Source organism: Candidatus Didemnitutus sp. (assembly GCA_019634575.1).
Taxonomy (GTDB): domain Bacteria; phylum Verrucomicrobiota; class Verrucomicrobiia; order Opitutales; family Opitutaceae; genus Didemnitutus.
In genome coordinates this window covers 2,940,357-2,957,413 of record JAHCAY010000001.1, presented here as the reverse complement: position 1 = coordinate 2,957,413, position 17,057 = coordinate 2,940,357, and the positions used below count along the sequence as shown (strand labels likewise).

At 66.5% G+C, this 17,057-nt stretch carries 18 protein-coding genes; 11 read left to right on the top strand and 7 right to left on the bottom strand.

Annotated elements, in window-relative coordinates; genetic code table 11:
• The first annotated feature begins 75 nt into the window (after positions 1-75).
• Positions 76-1,221, top strand: a complete 1,146-nt coding sequence (locus KF715_12445) for a cellulase family glycosylhydrolase (protein ID MBX3737498.1) — start codon at positions 76-78, stop codon at positions 1,219-1,221.
• A gap of 9 nt (positions 1,222-1,230) precedes the next feature.
• On the opposite strand, the gene KF715_12440 is transcribed toward KF715_12445, so the two are convergent.
• Together KF715_12440 and KF715_12435 are read right to left on the bottom strand one after the other, a co-directional pair.
• Positions 1,231-2,460 (bottom strand): hypothetical protein, encoded by a 1,230-nt coding sequence (locus KF715_12440; protein MBX3737497.1) that lies wholly within the window; start codon positions 2,458-2,460, stop codon positions 1,231-1,233.
• 95 nt (positions 2,461-2,555) lie between these two features.
• Positions 2,556-3,395 (bottom strand): alpha/beta hydrolase, encoded by an 840-nt coding sequence (locus KF715_12435; GenBank protein MBX3737496.1) that lies wholly within the window; start codon positions 3,393-3,395, stop codon positions 2,556-2,558.
• A gap of 162 nt (positions 3,396-3,557) precedes the next feature.
• Between KF715_12435 and KF715_12430 the strand changes: the two genes are divergently transcribed.
• The 6 genes from KF715_12430 to KF715_12405 all read left to right on the top strand — a co-directional run bounded on the left by KF715_12430 (position 3,558) and on the right by KF715_12405 (position 10,397).
• On the top strand, positions 3,558-4,280 hold the full coding sequence (locus KF715_12430; protein MBX3737495.1) for an esterase family protein: 723 nt from the start codon (positions 3,558-3,560) through the stop codon (positions 4,278-4,280).
• Positions 4,281-4,339: 59 nt separating this feature from the next.
• Positions 4,340-5,320, top strand: coding sequence for a hypothetical protein (locus tag KF715_12425; protein ID MBX3737494.1), 981 nt, complete (start codon positions 4,340-4,342; stop codon positions 5,318-5,320).
• A 118-nt stretch (positions 5,321-5,438) separates the two neighbouring features.
• Positions 5,439-6,557 (top strand): carboxylate-amine ligase, encoded by a 1,119-nt coding sequence (locus KF715_12420; protein ID MBX3737493.1) that lies wholly within the window; start codon positions 5,439-5,441, stop codon positions 6,555-6,557.
• Positions 6,558-6,764: 207 nt separating this feature from the next.
• A complete protein-coding gene (locus tag KF715_12415) occupies positions 6,765-7,784 on the top strand; it encodes an aminopeptidase (GenBank protein MBX3737492.1) in 1,020 nt (339 codons plus the stop codon).
• 117 nt (positions 7,785-7,901) lie between these two features.
• Positions 7,902-9,101: a hypothetical protein gene (locus tag KF715_12410; GenBank protein ID MBX3737491.1), complete on the top strand. Its 1,200-nt coding sequence runs from the start codon at positions 7,902-7,904 to the stop codon at positions 9,099-9,101.
• 81 nt (positions 9,102-9,182) lie between these two features.
• On the top strand, positions 9,183-10,397 hold the full coding sequence (locus tag KF715_12405) for a cellulase family glycosylhydrolase (protein MBX3737490.1): 1,215 nt from the start codon (positions 9,183-9,185) through the stop codon (positions 10,395-10,397).
• Between the two features lie 6 nt (positions 10,398-10,403).
• Here the strand turns inward: KF715_12405 and KF715_12400 are convergent, their stop codons facing one another.
• The 3 genes from KF715_12400 to KF715_12390 all read right to left on the bottom strand — a co-directional run bounded on the left by KF715_12400 (position 10,404) and on the right by KF715_12390 (position 12,822).
• The gene (locus KF715_12400) at positions 10,404-10,868 is read right to left on the bottom strand and encodes a molybdenum cofactor biosysynthesis protein (protein ID MBX3737489.1); all 465 of its coding nucleotides are present in this window, start codon (positions 10,866-10,868) and stop codon (positions 10,404-10,406) included.
• Positions 10,865-12,040, bottom strand: coding sequence for a hypothetical protein (locus KF715_12395; protein ID MBX3737488.1), 1,176 nt, complete (start codon positions 12,038-12,040; stop codon positions 10,865-10,867). Before KF715_12395 ends, KF715_12400 begins: the two co-directional genes overlap by 4 nt.
• A gap of 134 nt (positions 12,041-12,174) precedes the next feature.
• On the bottom strand, positions 12,175-12,822 hold the full coding sequence (locus KF715_12390) for a hypothetical protein (GenBank protein ID MBX3737487.1): 648 nt from the start codon (positions 12,820-12,822) through the stop codon (positions 12,175-12,177).
• 286 nt (positions 12,823-13,108) lie between these two features.
• On the opposite strand from KF715_12390, the gene KF715_12385 reads away from it, so the two are divergent.
• On the top strand, positions 13,109-13,642 hold the full coding sequence (locus KF715_12385; protein ID MBX3737486.1) for a peroxiredoxin: 534 nt from the start codon (positions 13,109-13,111) through the stop codon (positions 13,640-13,642).
• 124 nt (positions 13,643-13,766) lie between these two features.
• Here the strand turns inward: KF715_12385 and KF715_12380 are convergent, their stop codons facing one another.
• A complete protein-coding gene (locus KF715_12380; protein ID MBX3737485.1) occupies positions 13,767-14,735 on the bottom strand; it encodes a bile acid:sodium symporter in 969 nt (322 codons plus the stop codon).
• A 162-nt stretch (positions 14,736-14,897) separates the two neighbouring features.
• Positions 14,898-15,827, bottom strand: a complete 930-nt coding sequence (locus KF715_12375; GenBank protein ID MBX3737484.1) for a hypothetical protein — start codon at positions 15,825-15,827, stop codon at positions 14,898-14,900.
• 355 nt (positions 15,828-16,182) lie between these two features.
• Here KF715_12375 and rpmH point away from each other — a divergent pair, with 355 nt between their 5' ends.
• From rpmH to yidD, 3 genes are read left to right on the top strand one after another with little or no spacing between them, the layout of a single operon-like run.
• Entirely contained in the window at positions 16,183-16,320 is a 138-nt protein-coding gene (gene rpmH / locus KF715_12370) for a 50S ribosomal protein L34 (protein ID MBX3737483.1), read from the top strand.
• A gap of 12 nt (positions 16,321-16,332) precedes the next feature.
• The gene (gene rnpA / locus KF715_12365) at positions 16,333-16,734 is read left to right on the top strand and encodes a ribonuclease P protein component (GenBank protein MBX3737482.1); all 402 of its coding nucleotides are present in this window, start codon (positions 16,333-16,335) and stop codon (positions 16,732-16,734) included.
• Entirely contained in the window at positions 16,727-17,050 is a 324-nt protein-coding gene (gene yidD / locus KF715_12360) for a membrane protein insertion efficiency factor YidD (protein MBX3737481.1), read from the top strand. The genes rnpA and yidD overlap by 8 nt, the downstream gene beginning before the upstream one ends.
• Positions 17,051-17,057: the final 7 nt, after the last annotated feature.

Below are 17,057 nucleotides of genomic sequence, written 5' to 3'. Positions count from 1 at the left end.
TGAGTGAGCGCACCGGATCGGTTCCCGCGCGTCGGCGAATCCGCGCCCCCGCCGGAATCCGCGCCGCTTCACCCCATGAAAATCCGCCTGTTCCTCCGCTGTTTCTGCCTGGCTCTCCCGCTCGCCCTCACCGCCGCCCCGACCGAATCCGCGCCGCCGCTCAACCCCTCCGGCTTCCGCATCCACCGCGGCACGAACCTCAGCCACTGGCTCTCGCAATACGCCGGCGCGCCGCGCGACCGGTTCATCACCGAGGACGATTTCCGCTTCATCGCCCGCACCGGCTTCGACCATGTGCGCCTGCCCGTCGACGAAAAGGAGCTCTGGGACGACGCCGGCCGGCCGAACGAGGAGAACTTCGGCTACCTCACGAAGGCGCTCGGCTGGGCTCGCGCGCACCAGCTGCGCGTCATCGTCGATCTCCACACCGTCCGCGCGCACCACTTCAACGTCGCCAACGACGGCGGCCCCGCCAACACACTCTTCAGCGACCCCGCCGCCCAGCGGCACTTTCTCGGTCTGTGGCAACAGCTCTCCACGCGCCTGCGCGACCAGCCGGTCGACGCCGTCGCCTACGAGATCCTCAACGAAGCCGTCGCGGACCACGACGAGGACTGGAACCGCCTCGCCGCCGCCGCCCTCGCGCAGATCCGCGCCACCGAGCCGCGGCGCGTCGTCGTCATCGGCTCGAACCGCTGGCAAGGCGCGTGGAAATTTCCCGCGCTGCAAGTCCCCGCCGGCGACCCGAACATCATCCTCAGCACGCACTGCTACGAGCCGTTCACCTTCACGCACTATCGCGCCAGCTGGGCGCCGGTGAAACTCTACACCGGTCCCGTGCAATATCCCGGCCGCCCGATTCCCGCCGAGGAACTCGCCAAAATCGAGGCGCAGCAACCGCGGCACATCGTCGATCAGTTCGCCAGCGCCCGCCGCGAGTGGAACGTCGACACCATCCGCGCGGACCTGATGCCAGCCATCAAGCGCGCGCGCGAACTCGGCCTGCAGCTTTACTGCGGCGAGTTCGGCTGCCTGCCGACCGTGCCGCGCGCGGATCGGCTGCGCTATTACCGCGATTTCGTCGGCGTGCTCGAGAGCGAGGGGATGGCTTGGGCCAACTGGGACTACAAAGGCAACTTCGGCCTCTTCCAACGCAAGGGAACGGACAAATCCTCGGGCGCGCCCGACGCCGAACTCCTCGCCGCGCTGTTTCAGCAATAGGCGGAACCGTCACGCCTCCGCCGCTCGCCGCAGGGTATCCTCCAGTGCATCGAGCGCGAACGCGCTCTTCACCGGACTCATGCTTCGGTGCTCGAGCGCCGCGAGACCTTCGCGCGCCGTCGCCGCCGCCTCACGCCTTCGCCCCTCGGCGAGCAACACCGCCGCCTCGGCGCGGAGCCGCGTGGCGGGATCGAAATCGAGCCGGCCCGCCGTCGCGATCCACGCCCGCGCGACCGCGGCGTCGCCGGTTTGCGTGGCGAGGAGCCACGCGTATTCCGCGCGCGCCATCTCCCGCAACAGCGGCAGCAATTTCGCCTCGCCGGCGAGCACGTAGTCGAGATGCGCCTGCGCCCGCGCCATTTCGCCGAGATCGGCCGCGTGCGCATACGCGGTGAAATGCGCATAGAGATCGAAGATCGATCCGTCGCGCAGCACCAGCGCACGCTCCACCAACGCCGGGTCGAAGTCCGCCGGCCGCACGCCCGCGAGACTCGTCGCGGTCAGCGCCATCAACGCCGTCTCCTGATCCGACCGCCGGTCGCCGCGCAACAACTCGAACAGACGTCGGCCATCGGACTTGAATCCGCACATCGTGCTCGGCAGGAGCGTCGCGAGCGCCACGATCAGCGACATCCACGCCACCGAGATGACGCCGCGATGCGCGATTTCCCGCCCGGCATTTGTCGCCGCCGGATCGGCGATCGCCACCGCGGCCCAGAGCGCAGCCAGCGCGAGCAGCAGGCTCGCGAGCGGGCCGCCCGCGATCATCACCGCCATGCGCCGCGGCGTCGTGCGCTCCGCTTCGAGCGGCAGACACGAAGCGAGCCCGCCGGCGGCGTTGAGGCTCCAATTCCAAAAGAAACGCACCCCGCCCGGCGTGCGCTGCCATTTCCACGGGCCGACCGCGTAGAGGAGAAATTTTCCGCCGACCGCCCAACCGCCGAGCAGATGGCCGAGTTCGTGCACCGCGACCGCGAGCAGCCACACGAACGGCAGGAAGAGCACGGGTGCCAACCCGAGCCACTTTGAACCGGCACCCCGCGGCAAAACGCCCGCGCCGAGCTGGGCGCCGAACTTCACGCCCAAATAGCCGGCTCCGGCGCCAACCAACGCGAGCGGTAGCAAGCGCAGCCAGAATTTCGCCGACCTCTCCGCCGGTGGCGGCGCGGGTGGAGGACGAACGGTGACGGTCTGTCGGCCGGCGGCGGCAGGCGTCGGCGAAAAGGCATCGGTCTCCATGGCCCGACGTGAGCGCCGCCCGCGCCCGAGCACAACCCGGGCATAGATCAGCGGGCGAAATCGCGGACGACTGGCGCCCGCGAAACGGGACCGCGCTAACGGCGACGACCGACGAGAAAACGCAGCACGTCCGGCAGGCGCGCCGCCCACGCCGCCTCGTTGTGCTCGCCGCCGGCGATCTCGCGGTATTCCAGATCGTCGCCCTGCGCCCAGCCGGCCGCCACGAGCGTGTCGCGGAAAAATTGCGCCACTTCCCATCCTTCCTCGGCCGTGCCCATGTCGAGCCAGAGCCGGAAGTCCGGCTTGCGCTTCAACCGCGCAAAGTCGCGCAACGCGACGCGGTCATCCCACCAAAGCGAAGGCGAGAGCGCCGCGACATTGCCGAACACCCGCGGGTGCCAGAGCCCGAAGTAGAGCGAAACGAGTCCGCCCATGGACGAGCCGACGACCGACGTCGTGCGCGGCCCCGGCAGCGTGAGATAACGCGCGTCGATGAAGGGCTTCAGCTCGGTCTCGACGAAGCGCGCGTAGCGCTTCGCGTCGCCGGCGCTGCGGAGCTTCGCGCCGTCCATGCCTTCGTAGTCGGCGCGGCTCGGCGTGTATTCGTTGATGCGGTTCGAGCCGGTGTTGGCGATGCCGACGAGGATGGGTGGCGTGATTTCGCGGGCGCGGATGAGTTTTTCCGCCGCCGCACCGGCGCCCCAGGCGACGCCGCCGAACGCGGTCTTCGGATCGAAGATGTTCTGCCCATCCTGGAAATAGACGACCGGGTGCCGTCGCCGCGGATCGCCGTAGCCGGGCGGCGTCCAGATCGTGACGTCGCGGCTGTTGCGGAAGATCCGCGAGTGAAACCGTTCGAGCACGCGGAGCTGCGCGGCGCGTTGGACGCGGCGGGTGGCGCGGAAAGAGGCGGGAAGTTTCTCGGGAGCGGACATGCGGCGGCGCGGACCCTACGCGTCGCGCCGCCTCGACCGCAAGCTCCGGGCTCCCGGCGGCGCGGCGGCGGCCGGAACTCCCGGAGCGGCCGACAACGGCTTGCGCCCGCTCCAACGTCTCCTAGGAGTGAAGGGCACACCCCCTGCTCCGCCGTCCTCCGCATGCACGAGCAATACGTCCGTTGGTATACGCCCCACCTGAGCCGCGATTTCGAGATGCTCGTCTTTGGCCACGGCGGCCTGCCCATCATCCTGTTCCCGACTTCGCTCGGCCGTTATTATCAGAACAAGGATTTCGGTTTGGTCGGCTCCGTCGCCTCGTGGGTCGACTCCGGCCGGGTGAAGATCTATTGCCCGGACGGCCTCGACGAGCAGAGCTGGTATAACAAGAACATCCATCCGGCCGACCGCGTGAAGACGCACATGGCCTACGAGCGCGTCATCCTGCACGAGATCGTCCCCCGCGCCCAGCACGAGACCGGCTGGGGCCGGGTGGCCGTCGCCGGCGCGAGTTTCGGCGGCTACCACGCGGTGAACTTCGCGCTGCGGCACCCGGATGTGGCGGCGTATTGCGTGAGCTTGAGCGGGGCGTTCGACATCCGGTCGTTCCTCGACGGTCATTTCGACGACAACGCCTTTTTCAACAACCCCGTCGACTACCTGCCCGGGCTGGGCGATCCGTGGTTTCTCGATCACATCCGCCGCATGGGCATCATCCTCGGCACGGGCGACAGCGACGTCTGCCGCGACCGCAACCTCCACCTCTCGCACCTCCTCCACTCGAAAAGCATCCCGCACTTCCTCGACGACCGTAAATGGTGTGGACACGACTGGAACTACTGGCGCGACATGTTTCCGTATTACCTCTCCCTCCTCCCGATTTGATCGGGTGCCCGACTTCGATTTCCTTCCCCATCCCATCCGCCCACCTGCTCCGTTTTCCCATGAAAAAAATCGGCATTCTCCACGGCAAGGAACGCACTTTCCCGCTCGCGCTCATTGAGCGCATCAACTCCCTCAACGAGCCCGGCATCGTCGCCGAGCCGGTGAACATCAACCAAGTCGCCCAAGGCGAACCCACCGCCTACGCCGTCATCCTCGATCGCATCTCGCAGGACGTCCCGTTCTACCGCGCGTATCTCAAGAACGCCGCACTCAACGGCACCGCCGTCGTGAACAACCCGTTCTGGTGGTCGGCCGACGAGAAGTTCTTCAACAACTGTCTTGCGACGAAGCTCGGTGTCGCGGTGCCCAACACCGTCATCCTGCCCTCGAAGGATCACCCGACGGATTGCAGCGCGGAGTCGTTCAGCAACCTCGCCTACCCACTCGATTGGGACGGCATCTTCGGCTACATCGGCTTCCCCGCCTACTTCAAGCCGCACGCCGGCGGCGGCTGGAAGAACGTCTACAAGGTCAACAACCGCGAGGAGTTCTTCAAAGCCTACAACGAGACCGGCCAGCTCGTGATGCTGCTCCAGTCCGAGGTGATCTTCGACGACTACTACCGCTGCTACTGCATCGGCGGCACCGACGTCCGCATCATGCCCTACGAGCCGCGCAACCCGCACCACTTGCGCTACGTCGTCGACCGCCCGCCCGCGCCGCCCGCGCTCCTCGAACGCATCAAGCGCGACGTCCTCACGCTCAACCAGGCGCTCGGCTACGACTTCAACACCGTCGAATTCGGCGTGAGCAAGGGCGTCCCCTACGCGATCGACTTCTGCAACCCCGCGCCCGACGCCGACCGCAATTCCGTCGGCGAGGAAAACTTCAAGTGGGTCGTCGACGCCGCCACGAAGATGCTCGTCGCCCGCGCCAAGGCCCACAAAGACGGCGCCGACAACCTCACGTGGGGCAAATACGTCCAAGCCAGCGCCGCGGGCAAATTCGTCGGCACGGCCTTTGCAGCCAAGAAATCGTAGCTCTCAATCTGGAGGGCGCGGCTACTGCCGCGCCGCGGCCCGGCAGTAGCCGGGCCCTCCGTTTCTTCCGCCACCTACCCGCTGCTCACTACTCGCTACTTCTTTCTCCTCCGTCCCCATGGCCACGCGCAAAAAACACCAGTTCACCCTCGGCATCGAAGAAGAGTTTCAGATCGTCGACCCGGTGTCGCGCGAGCTGAAGTCGCACATCGAGGAGATCATCGAAGGCGGCAAGATGATCCTGAAGGAGCGCGTGAAACCCGAGATGCACCAATCGGTCGTCGAGGTCGGCACCGACATCTGCACCAACGTCGCCGACGCGCGCCGCTCCGTCACCGGCCTGCGCACCGACCTCGCCCGGCTCGCGATGAAGACCAACCTCCGCATCGCCGCCGCCGGCACGCACCCGTTCTCGCACTGGATCGACCAGAAGATTTCCCCCGGCGAGCGCTATCAGGGCGTGATCAACGACCTCCAGCAGGTCGCCCGCGCCAACCTCATCTTCGGCCTGCACGTCCACCTCGGCATGCCCGACCGCGAGACCGCCATCCAGCTCCAGAACACCGCACGCTACTTCCTGCCGCACATCTTCGCGCTCTCGACCAACTCGCCCTTCTGGGTCGGCCGCAACACCGGTTACGCGTCGTATCGCCTGCAGATTTTCCAACGCTTCCCGCGCACCGGCATTCCCGACCTCTTCGAATCCGTCAACGAGTTCGACGACTACGTGAACTTGCTCGTGAAGACCGGCTGCATCGATAACGCCAAAAAAATCTGGTGGGACATCCGCCTGCATCCGCTCTTCGGCACGCTCGAGTTCCGCATATGCGACATCCCGATGCGCGTCGACGAGACCATCTGCCTCGCCGCCATCATGCAGGCCGTCATCGCCAAGCTCTACAAACTGCACCGGCAAAACATGGGCTTCCGCACCTACCGCGCCCGCCTGATCAACGAAAACCGCTGGCGCGCCGCCCGCTACGGCATCAAGGGCAAGATGATCGACTTCGGCAAACAGGAGGAGGTCGAGACCCGCTCCCTCATCGCCGAGCTGCTCGAGTTCATCGACGACGTCGTGGACGAACTCGGCTCGCGCGACGAAATCAACTACGTCCAAACCATTCTCACCCAAGGCACCGGCGCCGACCGCCAGCTCGACGTCTGGGAAAAAACCAAAGACCTGAAGGCCGTGGTCGATTACATCATCTCCGAAACCCACCACGGCCTCCCGCTCTAAGTAATCTTTCTCTTTCCTCTTTCTCTTAATCTTTCTCCCTCCGTCGTCTTCTTCGCTGCCGCGCACCGCCCGGCAGATTGAAGAGAAAGATAAAGAGAAAGAGGAAAGATTCCGACTAACACCTCCCGCACCTTGTATTCTGACGCTCCCTCCCGCACGCCGCAGTCTCCGGCTCCTCGCTCCCCGCTCCCTGCTCCCCGCTCCGCCATGCACGCCGCCACGCTCCCGACCACCTTCGACCCGGAGCTCACGCCCGGCGCTCGCAACGCGATCCACGTCTGCCTCGCGCTGAAAAAGCACGAACGCATGACCATCATCGCCGACAACGCCTGCGCCGAGATCGCCGCCGCGCTCGTCGCCGAGGTGGAGAAAACTGGCGCCGCCTACGACGTCTTCATCCTCGAGGAATACGCCCCGCGCCCGCACCGTGACATGCCCGCCGAGATCCTCGCGCACCTCGCGCAATCGCAGGTCTCCATCTACGCCTGCATCACGCAGACCGGCGAGCTCCGCACGCGCATGCAGATGATGGACGTCATCAACCCGCGCAAAATCCGCCACGGGCACATGGTGAACATCAACCGCCAGATCATGCTCGAAGGCATGCGCGCCGACTTCCTCGCCATCGACGCCCTCTCGCAAAAACTCATCGAGAAATGCCGCCGCGCCTCGCGCGTCACCTGCCGCACCGCCGCCGGCACCGACTACGTCGCCGAACTTTCCCAATCGCTGAAGTGGGTCAAAACCTCCGGCCTCATCTCGCCCGAAAAATGGGGCAACCTCCCCGGCGGCGAAATCTTCACCTCGCCCTTCAACTCCAACGGCCGCTTTGTCGTCGACGGCGTCGTGGGCGATTACCTCTGCCAGAAATACGGCGACATCGCCGCCACGCCGCTGACGATCGACATCAAGGACAACCGCATCGCCAGCCTCGCCTGCGAGAACCAGGAGTTGCTCCGCGAGTTCGACGCCTATTGCCACACCGACGAAAACTCGAACCGCGTCGGCGAATTCGCCATCGGCACTAACCTCGCCTGCACGCACATCATCGGTCACATTTTGCAGGACGAGAAGCTCCCCGGCATCCACATCGCCTTCGGCCACCCGTATAGCGAACACACCGGCCAACCCTGGAAGAGCACAACCCACATCGACTGCGTCGGGAGAAACTTCGACATCTGGCTCGATGACGAGCAGGTGATGGCGAAGGGGAAGTTCCTGATCTGATCTTCCGGAATTGAGTCACAGAGCACACAGAGACCCACAGAGTCAGAAGAGAGCCTCCGTGCTCTCGGATCGGACCTCTGTGCTCTCTGTGTCCCAACAAGGAGTCCTGTCGCGGCAATGATCCCCGCCCTCCGCCAGCGCTACAACGCCGCGTTCACCGACGCCCGCTACGCCGCCTTCTCGCGCGAGCTGAACCGCTCGATGTATTGGCCGGTGGATTTCCGCGTCGCCGAATCCCCGCTCTTCCTCGACGAGGCCACCACCCGCGCGCTCGTCGACGCCGCGGCCGACATCACGCGCCAGCTCGCCATGCCCGAGTTCCGTCGCCACGCCGCCAATGCCATCCCGGCCAACCTCGCCGTCCCGCACGAGACCGAGTTTCCCCACTTTCTCTGCATCGACTTCGCGCTCTGCTCCGACGCCGACGGCCGCGTGCTTCCACAGCTGATCGAGCTGCAAGGCTTCCCCACCGTCGCCTGCTGGCAAACGCTCCTCACCTGCGCCTACCGCGCGCATTTCCCGGAGATCCCATCCGACTTCACGCCCTACTTCGGCAGCCACGACGACGACCGCTACCTCGACGCTCTCCGCTCCGCAGTCGTCGGCGACTGCCTCCCGGAAAACGTCGTCCTCCTCGAGATCGAACCCGAGAAACAGAAGACGCGCATCGATTTCGCCTGCACGCACAGCTTCCTCAACGTCCGCCCGATGTGCCTCTCCAAGGTGCGCCAGCGCGGCCGCCAGCTCGTGTATTTCTCCGGCGGACGCGAGGTGCCGATCCAGCGCATCTACAACCGCGTTATTTTCGACGAGCTCCTGCGCAAACCCGACTTCAAGCCCGGCTTCAACCTCCGCGACGACCGCCTCGACGTGCAGTGGGTCAGCCACCCGAACTGGTATTTCCGCATCAGTAAGCACACGCTGCCCTTCCTGAAAAGCCGCTACGTCCCCGACTGTCGTTTCGTCAGCGAACTCGGTGCCGACATCCCCGCCGACCTCGAGAACTACGTCCTCAAGCCGCTCTACTCCTTCGCCGGCCTCGGCGTGGACATCGCGCCCACCCGCGAAAAAATCGCCGCGCTCCCGAATCCCGCCGAGTGGCTCCTCCAGCGCAAAGTCGCCTACGCGCCAATCCTCGCCACGCCCGACGGCCCCGCGAAAGCCGAGGTGCGCCTCATCCTAGCCGGCGACGGCAGCGCGATGCCGACGCTCCTCAACCAACTCGTCCGCCTCACGAAAGGCGCGATGCACGGCGTCGACTTCAACAAGGGCAAAACCTGGGTCGGCGCCAGCGCCGGCTTCCACGCCCCGCTCTGAGCCGGCTTCGCCGGGAATTTCACGGCGCGCATCGACTTCCGGTAGCCGCGCCGCGCGCGAACTGCTAAGGTGTCTTTTCGCATGCGTCGCCTCGTCCTGCTCGCCCTTGTTCTCTCCCTGCCCTCGCTGGCCCTGGCCCAGTTCGTCCGCGTCGAAGGCAGTCGCTTCGTCCGTCCCGACGGCAGCACGCTGCACATCAAGGGCACCAACCTCGGCAACTGGCTCGTGCCCGAGGGCTACATGTGGCAACTGGAGGACGGCGTCACCGCCTCGCCGCGCGAGATCGAGACGATCGTCGCTCTCCTGCTCGGCCCCGACCGCTCCGCGGCTTTCTGGCGCGACTACCGCGCCCGCTACATCACCGAGGCCGACATCCGTTTTCTCGCCGCCACCGGCCTCAACACCCTGCGCGTGCCGCTGCACTACAAGTTCTTCACCACGGACGACGGCGAGGGCTTCGCGCTGCTCGACCGCCTCGCCGGCTGGTGCCGCGACGCCGGCTTGTCCCTGATCCTCGGCCTGCACTGCGCCCCCGGCGGCCAGACCGGCACCAACATCGACGACAGCCTCGGCTATCCCTGGCTCTTCGAGAGCCCCTCCGCGCAGGAGCAGTTCCTGCAGGTCTGGCGGCGCATCGCGCACCACTACCGCGACGAACCCGTCATCCTCGGCTACGACCTGCTCAACGAGCCGCTGCCCCACTTCAAGGGCTGGGAGCACCTCCAGCCCAAACTCGACCCGCTCCTCCGGCGCGCGCTCGCGGAGGTCCGCGCCGTCGATCCGCATCACATCGTCTTCTTCACCGGCTCGCACTGGGGCTCGGACTTCAGCGTCCTCGGCGCCCCGCCCGCGCCGAACCTCGCCTACACGTTCCACAAATACTGGCAGCCGGCCAAACAGTCCTCGATCCAACCCTACCTCGATTTCCGCACTCAGCACAACGTCCCGCTCTGGCTCGGCGAATCGGGCGAGAACAAGGACGCGTGGATCGCCCAGTTCCGCACCCTCCTCGACCAGCACGACATCGGCTGGACGTTCTGGCCCTACAAGAAGATGGGCAGCGCGGTCGGCTTCGTGCGCTTCGCCCCGCCGGTGCACTGGGAAAAAGTGCAGGCCTTCGCCGCCCGCAACCGCGGCACGACCGACGTCGAGGCCGATCAGTCGCGCCGGCCGACGCCCGCCGAGATCGAAGCCTGCTTCACCGACCTGCTGCGCCAGATCGAGTTCGCGCACTGCGTCGCGAATGCCGGCTATCTGACGGCACTCGGCCTGCAGGTGCCGCCCGCCGGCCCCTGACGCGACTCACGGCGCGTCGCGCCGCAGCCAGCCGCTCGTGAGCAAGCGGCAGCGCAGGCCGCCGCGCCCCTTCATCCAATCCTCCGCGCCCGGCGCCACCGCCTTGTCCATCCAATGGCACGGCCGGCACTCCTCCACGGCCTCGAGCTCGATCCCTTGCAGCGTAAAACGCGTGCCGATGAGCGTGTTCAAATCCACGCCCTCCGAAATCACGTTGCGCCGGAAAACCTCCGGCGACAGCCCCGGCAGCTTGAATTCCCGCCGCAACGCCTCGCACACTTCCATCGCGAAAAACGTCACCTGCCCCTTGTAGTCGGGCCGATAGCCGAAGAACCGGTCACCGCGCAACCCGTAGCCCGCGACGCACTCGACCTCCGCGACATCGTGCGTCGGGTGCGTGCCGGCCGGTCCGCTGTAGCGCCCGAAGAAATTGTGCCCGGGCGAAATGAAGATGTGCCGCACGCGCATCATGCGGATGGCGGTTTCCGTCGTTGCAACGCCTCGCTGAACGCCACCGCCGGCCCCCACCAGCCCCGCCGCCGCAAGGCGCGCGCGATCGAGGCGGGTTGAAAAAGAGACAACACCGACAACAGCACCGCTCCCACCGCGACGAAGCGCACCGTCAGCCACAGCACCTTTTCCCACGGCCGCCCCATCAGCAGCAGCGCCACCGCCACCACCAGCAACGGCAGCCAGAATTGCCAGCGCCGCAGCTCGCGCGCGACCCGCCGCCAGCGCCGCTGCTCCGGCATGGTGTGGGAAATCGCCGCCGCCGGATTGGCCAGCCGCGCCTGCAGCCAGTGCGGCGCCTCCCGCCAATACCACGCCGCCAGCGCCATCACGGCGCCGGCGCACGCATGCACCACCGCCCACGCGACGATCACCGCCGCGAGCGACGGCGCCGCCACTTCGCGATGCGCCATCAGCCACTCCGTCGCCTTCGAATAGGTCACGACCAGATCGTCACCGAGCAGCAGATACTGCAGCACCACGCCTTGCAGCGCCGCCCACGCTCCGATCAACGCGCCGCCGATCGCCACCGCGAGCGCGTTCCAGCCGAGCAGCTGCACCGCGCCGCCAAACAGCGTTCCCTGCATCGCGATCGCCACCATCGGCCGCACGCGTCCGCCACCCGGCGAAAACGCCTTCAAGCCCGACGAAATGAACGCCACCCACACGACGCGGCCCGGCGGATTCAGCTTCGCCGACGCCGACGTCAGCATCGCCGCCTGCACACTCGCCAGCGCCGCTCCACGCAACGGAAACTTCACCGCGTGCAACGTCGCGCCGATCGACATCTCGACCGCACCTGACGCGCCGCCCCACAAACCGACCCGCGTCCATTCGCCATACTCCGCACACGCCTGCTGCAATCGCACCGGCGTCGCCGGATCGGCGGCCGACAAAATCAAATCCGGCTCGCGCCCCTGCCATTTCGCCGCCGCGTCAGCCGCGAGACCGCGCAACACCACGATGCGCGCAGCCGGAGCGATCGGCGCAACCGGATCCGCCGCCGCGTCCACGAGCGTGATGTCGCCGCGCTCGGCCGCCGCGCGCAGAAATTCCGCCAGCTCGGCGGCCTCCGCGCCCGCGCCTTCGCCCACGAGGGCGATCAAAAGGGCGTTCTCCGCGGTGGGCGACATGTAGTCAGCCAATCACCCCGCCGCCATCACGCAAGCGCGCTTCCCCCTGCGGGCCACCCGCGCGCCCAGGAAAAAGCCGCGGCGCCTTGCGGCCGCCGCGGCTGGTTCTGCACACACTTAGTCTGACCCAAATATCAGAAGCGGATGTTCGCGCCGACCGAGTAGGTCATGTTCTTGTCGTCGTCGCGCTCGACGCCGGCCTGGATGCCGACGCGGCTCGTGACCCAGTAGTTGGCTTTCACGCCGTAGTTCCACGAGTCGTTGTTCGAACCGCGGGTGAGGTCCTCGTAACGCACGTAGGGCGTGACGGTGAAGGCGGACGCGACATCGATTTCAGCACCGACGCCGAGGCCCCACGCGAACGAATCGTCGCTGAAGCCCGCGGCCTTCTGCCACACCCAGCCGATGCCGGCCTCGACGTAGGGCTTGAAGCCCGCGGAGGTCAGATACGCGCGCGCGCCGGCCATGAGGTCGTGCTGCGTGATGCGGGTGCCGGCGAACGAGCTGGAGCGCGTGTAGCCGTATTCGAAAAGGCCATCGAGGCCCTCGCGCAGGCTCTGGTTGGCCGCGAGCGAGAAGCGCGAGGCGTGGACGTTGGTGCCGTCGAGATCGACGTAACCGTAGCCGAGCGTGGTGTAATTCTGGCCGAGCAGGCCGTTGGCTTTGGTGTCGGCCGGATTCGGCACGGCGACATTCGCGCTCTGCGCGAACGACGCGGAAGCGAGGCCGAGCGAAACCGCCGCGGCCAGGATCAAAGTTTTGCAGGAAGGAACGTTTTTCATGTGTTTGGTTTGTTGCTTGGTCGTGCCCACGCTTGGGGCCGCGTTGGAGAACGCGGTTGCGTGTTCACGCGGAGAGAAACACGGGCGCGCCCGCGAAGTTCCGGGAGAAAATTTTCGCAGCGTGCGGAACCTCGCCGCGGTGGAATTGTCGGGCCGCCGCCTTTTTCCCAAGCGTGGGACGCCTGGCGTAGGCGCGGCGAAATTTCGCGGAAAAATCCGCGCGTCACGCTCCACTTGCGCAAACGATCAAGCCGCGTAGCGTGCCGCACCAACCCCGCTTCCCACCATGAAATCCACGCGCCTCCTCTTCACCCTCGCCACCGCCATGCTCTTTTTCGCCACCTCGAACGCCGAGCCCGTCAAGGTCGGCGACGCCGCCCCCTCCGTCACCGGCACCACCGACACCGGCGCCAAGCTCGACCTCGCCGACGTCTATCGGCAGCACGCCTACACGCTCGTCTATTTCTATCCCAAGGCCGACACTCCCGGCTGCACGAAGCAGGGCTGCTCGCTGCGCGACGGCTACGAAGCGCTCACGAAAATCGGCGTCGCCGTCATCGGCGTCAGCCACGACGACGTGAAGGCGCAGACGGAGTTTAAGCAGAAATACAATCTGCCGTTCACGCTCATCGCCGACACCGACAAGACGGTGATCAACGCCTTCGGCGTGCCGACGCGCAACGTCCCGATGGTCGGCGAATTCGCCTCGCGCTCCGCCTACCTCATCAAGGACGGCAAGATCGTCTACACCGACTACAAGGGCACGACGACCGAGCAGGCGAAGGTGATCCTCGATTTCATCGCGGCACAGAAAAGCTGAGCGCGGCGCACACGCATTCTGCATTCATCGGCGCGGCTGAGGCCGCGCCTTTTGTTTTCCCCTGTGGGAGCCCGCCCGCGGCGCGCCGTCGCGAGCAAGCTCGCTCTCACAAGACAGGCAAACCTCAGCGGCCCCAGCGGTTCGCCAGCACGCCGTTCACGAGCAGCTGCACCGGGTGATAGAACATGATCGGCAGCAGAATCAGCGAAAGATCCACGCGCGCGCCGAAGATCAGCACCGCCAGCGGCACGCCCATCGCGAGCGTCTTCTTCACCGCGCAGAAATAGCCCGCGATGAAATCCTCGCGATTCAGCCGCAGCGCGCGACACGACGCCGCGATCAGCACGGACATGAAGGCGAACAACCCGACCGCGAGCGCGAGCGTCGCGAGCGTCACGTCGGCGCCGTGCCGCTGCCACACACGGTCCTGCACCGAATCGCAGAACGCCGCGTAGACCATGAAGAGGATCGCGCCGTTGCTCAGACGCGTGACCCATTTCTTCCGCGCGTCGATCCACGCCGCGGCGCGCGTGCGCGCCAGCGCGCCGCATGCGAACGGCGCGAGCGTGAGCGCGGTGATTTTCAACAGCAGCGGACCGATCGGCGTGGTCTGGCCGGTCGTGCGCATCAGCAGCTGCACGAGGAGAGGCGTGAGCAGCACGCCGAGGACATTCGAGAACGCGGCGTTGAACAGCGCGCCCGCCGTGTTGCCGCGCGCCACCGAGGTGAACACGACCGAACTCGAGACCGTCGACGGCAGCACGCAGAGATAGAGAAATCCGTCGCGGATCGCGCCCGGCATCGCCGGCCAAAACGTCGGCACGAGCGCGTTGAGTCCGAGTCCCACGAGCGGAAACACGGCAAACGTGAACAGCTGCACGACGACGTGCAGCCGCCAGTTCGCCGCGCCCTCGCGGACTTTTTCGAACGGCAGCGACCAGCCTTGCAGGAAAAGGATCAGCGCGACGCCGACATTCGTCAGCAGTTCCGGCTGCATCCAACCGCCGCGCGCGGCCGGCGCGGGAAACACGAACGCCAGCGCCGTGACCGCGAGCAGTCCGAACAGAAAGGCGTTGGCGCGGAGCCAAGTCATCTGAGCAGCAGAAGCCACAGATGGACACCGATGCACACAGATAAAACCCCGGCCACGCGCGCCCGCACTGGAACGAACATCGGGACCGCATTGGCGACCGGGCCCGAACCGAGACCAACACCGCATCTGTGTCCATCTGTGTTCATCTGTGGTTAGGAAAATTCACAGTTCATCGTCGTTCACCGGCGCGAGCACCTGCGCGCGCGGATCGAGTTTGGCGCGCCCAATCCAATCGCTGAAGAGCGGCGCACGGTCGAGCAACTCGCGCGTCAAGGGCGCCGCCACCAGATCGATCACGCGCAGTTCGCCGCGTTCGTCGCGCACGACATTGCGATCGTGCGTGTCGGCCACCAGCCACGGTTCGCCGTCGAGAAAGGCCAGGCGCGGGTGATCGCGGTCGGCGCGCAAGAAACGCGAGGGGATCGGGATGAACCGCTCGGGGTCGAGCCCCGAGACATCCGCCTTTTCCGGCAACGGCCGGCCGTAGGTCTGCTTCGCCACGAGCACGCCTTCGGGCGTGATGCCCACGAGCTCCGTCGGCATGCCGACGATATGCGTGAGGCGGAGCTTTTCGAACAAGCGCCGGTAGCTGCCCGGCACGGCAGTCGCGACAATCAGGCCGTCATCGCCGCGATCGAAGCGGAACGTCGCGCCGACGTCGCCGCCTTCGCGGAAGAGGAAGAACTTGTAGACCGATTGTTGCGCGTCGGCGAACGCCAGCGCCTCCACGCCTCCGCCGATGCGGTGCAGGCGCGTGGTGTTGCTCTCGAACGGGTCGTCGAGCTCCGAGTCGAAGCCGAAGTCCTCCAACCGCACCAACGGCAGTGTCGCACGGAACGCTCGGATGGCGTCACCGAGCTCCGCCCAGCGCGGCTCGGCGAGCTCCAGCAGGCCTACTTCGTCTCCGGGAGCGAGGACGAGCGGGCGGTCTTGATGTGTTCCGAAAGCGCATTGGGCTGCTTTCGTGCCCACTTGATCGAGCGCCCGAAGTCGTTGCCCGTGACGGTCCAGAATCCCTGCCCATGCTTCGCCGCCGGGGAGCCGGGGGCCTTCGAGGAATGTTTCTCCTCCGGTGAAGGGGTCTTTTTGCATGCGTCGGACACGAGCCTGACCGTGCGCCGGGCGGAGGCGGAGGCAAAGGCTATTTTGTGCGCAACGTGTTCACAAAGCCCGCGCGAGGCCAGCCCTTTGCCCGACGCCTCTTCGTTCTCGTTCTCCATTTCTCCTAATCGTTCTCCCAGAACTTCCGGACCTGCTTTTGCCGGGAGAAAGAGAAAGATTAAGAGAACGAGAACGATCCGAAGGACCGCCTGTGGGCCGAAAGGACGAGCGGACTTGTAACGACGGCGCACTTGCGCCGGGGCGGACGCAGGATTGCCTCTCAATCCTGACGCTTGACACCCCCCCGCCCCTCCACTGACGTTGGCCCTCTTTTTTTAACAAAACCATGCAACCTACATTCCGTCCGCACCGCAAGAAGCGCGCTCGCAAGATCGGTTACCGCGCCCGCAAGGCCACTCGCGGTGGCCGCAAGGTCCTCGCCTCCCGCCGCCGCAAGGGCCGCAAGCGCCTGACCGTCGTCTGATTTCCACCCGCCGTGCCCGGCGCTGACACGCCTCCGCCGTCGCAGCGCCTCCGCGCTGCGCAGCGCGTGAAGCGCAACCGCGACTTCCGCGCCGCACGCGAGCACGGTCGCCGCGCCGATTGCGGCGCGTTTCAACTCGTCTGGCGCGCCCGGCCCGCGCCGGAAGACGCGACCCCCGCCCGCGTGGGCGTGGTCGCCTCCAAGGCCGCCGTCGGCAACGCCGCCGTCCTGCGCAACCGCGCCAAGCGCCGCCTGCGCGAGATCTACCGCAAGCACCAGCACCTCGTGCCCGCCGGGCTCGACCTCGTGTTGACCGCCCGCGCCGCCGCGCTCCGCCAGCCCTACGCCGAGGTGGAGCAAAGATTCATCACCGCCTGTCGGAAATTGGCTCCCGCCACGCCACCTCATGCCTGAGCCGATCCACACCGCGTTCCGTTTCGCCGCCCGCCTGCCTGCGCGCGCCGTGGACGCGTTGCTCTGGCTCTACCAAAAACTCGTTTCCCCGGCGCTCGCCGTCGCCGCGCCGTCCTGCGGCTGCCGCTTCGCGCCGACCTGCTCGCACTACGCCCGCGAGGCGCTGCGCGAACACGGCCTCCTCGCCGGACTCGCGCTCACGGTGCGTCGCCTCGCGAAATGCGGCCCGTGGCACCCCGGCGGCCTGGACCCGGTGCCGGCGCGAAAATTCTCCTGCATCAAAATCTCATCTCCGATCACGCCGGCTGAAAGCTGACCGCTGA

Excerpts from the sequence above, each read along its gene's own strand:
- KF715_12445 (MBX3737498.1), top strand. The coding sequence starts at position 76 with ATGAAAATCCGCCTGTTCCTCCGCTGTTTCTGCCTGGCTCTCCCGCTC.
- KF715_12440 (MBX3737497.1), bottom strand. The coding sequence starts at position 2,460 with ATGGAGACCGATGCCTTTTCGCCGACGCCTGCCGCCGCCGGCCGACAG.
- KF715_12435 (MBX3737496.1), bottom strand. The coding sequence starts at position 3,395 with ATGTCCGCTCCCGAGAAACTTCCCGCCTCTTTCCGCGCCACCCGCCGC.
- KF715_12430 (MBX3737495.1), top strand. The coding sequence starts at position 3,558 with ATGCACGAGCAATACGTCCGTTGGTATACGCCCCACCTGAGCCGCGAT.
- KF715_12425 (MBX3737494.1), top strand. The coding sequence starts at position 4,340 with ATGAAAAAAATCGGCATTCTCCACGGCAAGGAACGCACTTTCCCGCTC.
- KF715_12420 (MBX3737493.1), top strand. The coding sequence starts at position 5,439 with ATGGCCACGCGCAAAAAACACCAGTTCACCCTCGGCATCGAAGAAGAG.
- KF715_12415 (MBX3737492.1), top strand. The coding sequence starts at position 6,765 with ATGCACGCCGCCACGCTCCCGACCACCTTCGACCCGGAGCTCACGCCC.
- KF715_12410 (MBX3737491.1), top strand. The coding sequence starts at position 7,902 with ATGATCCCCGCCCTCCGCCAGCGCTACAACGCCGCGTTCACCGACGCC.
- KF715_12405 (MBX3737490.1), top strand. The coding sequence starts at position 9,183 with ATGCGTCGCCTCGTCCTGCTCGCCCTTGTTCTCTCCCTGCCCTCGCTG.
- KF715_12400 (MBX3737489.1), bottom strand. The coding sequence starts at position 10,868 with ATGATGCGCGTGCGGCACATCTTCATTTCGCCCGGGCACAATTTCTTC.
- KF715_12395 (MBX3737488.1), bottom strand. The coding sequence starts at position 12,040 with ATGTCGCCCACCGCGGAGAACGCCCTTTTGATCGCCCTCGTGGGCGAA.
- KF715_12390 (MBX3737487.1), bottom strand. The coding sequence starts at position 12,822 with ATGAAAAACGTTCCTTCCTGCAAAACTTTGATCCTGGCCGCGGCGGTT.
- KF715_12385 (MBX3737486.1), top strand. The coding sequence starts at position 13,109 with ATGAAATCCACGCGCCTCCTCTTCACCCTCGCCACCGCCATGCTCTTT.
- KF715_12380 (MBX3737485.1), bottom strand. The coding sequence starts at position 14,735 with ATGACTTGGCTCCGCGCCAACGCCTTTCTGTTCGGACTGCTCGCGGTC.
- KF715_12375 (MBX3737484.1), bottom strand. The coding sequence starts at position 15,827 with ATGCAAAAAGACCCCTTCACCGGAGGAGAAACATTCCTCGAAGGCCCC.
- rpmH (MBX3737483.1), top strand. The coding sequence starts at position 16,183 with ATGCAACCTACATTCCGTCCGCACCGCAAGAAGCGCGCTCGCAAGATC.
- yidD (MBX3737481.1), top strand. The coding sequence starts at position 16,727 with ATGCCTGAGCCGATCCACACCGCGTTCCGTTTCGCCGCCCGCCTGCCT.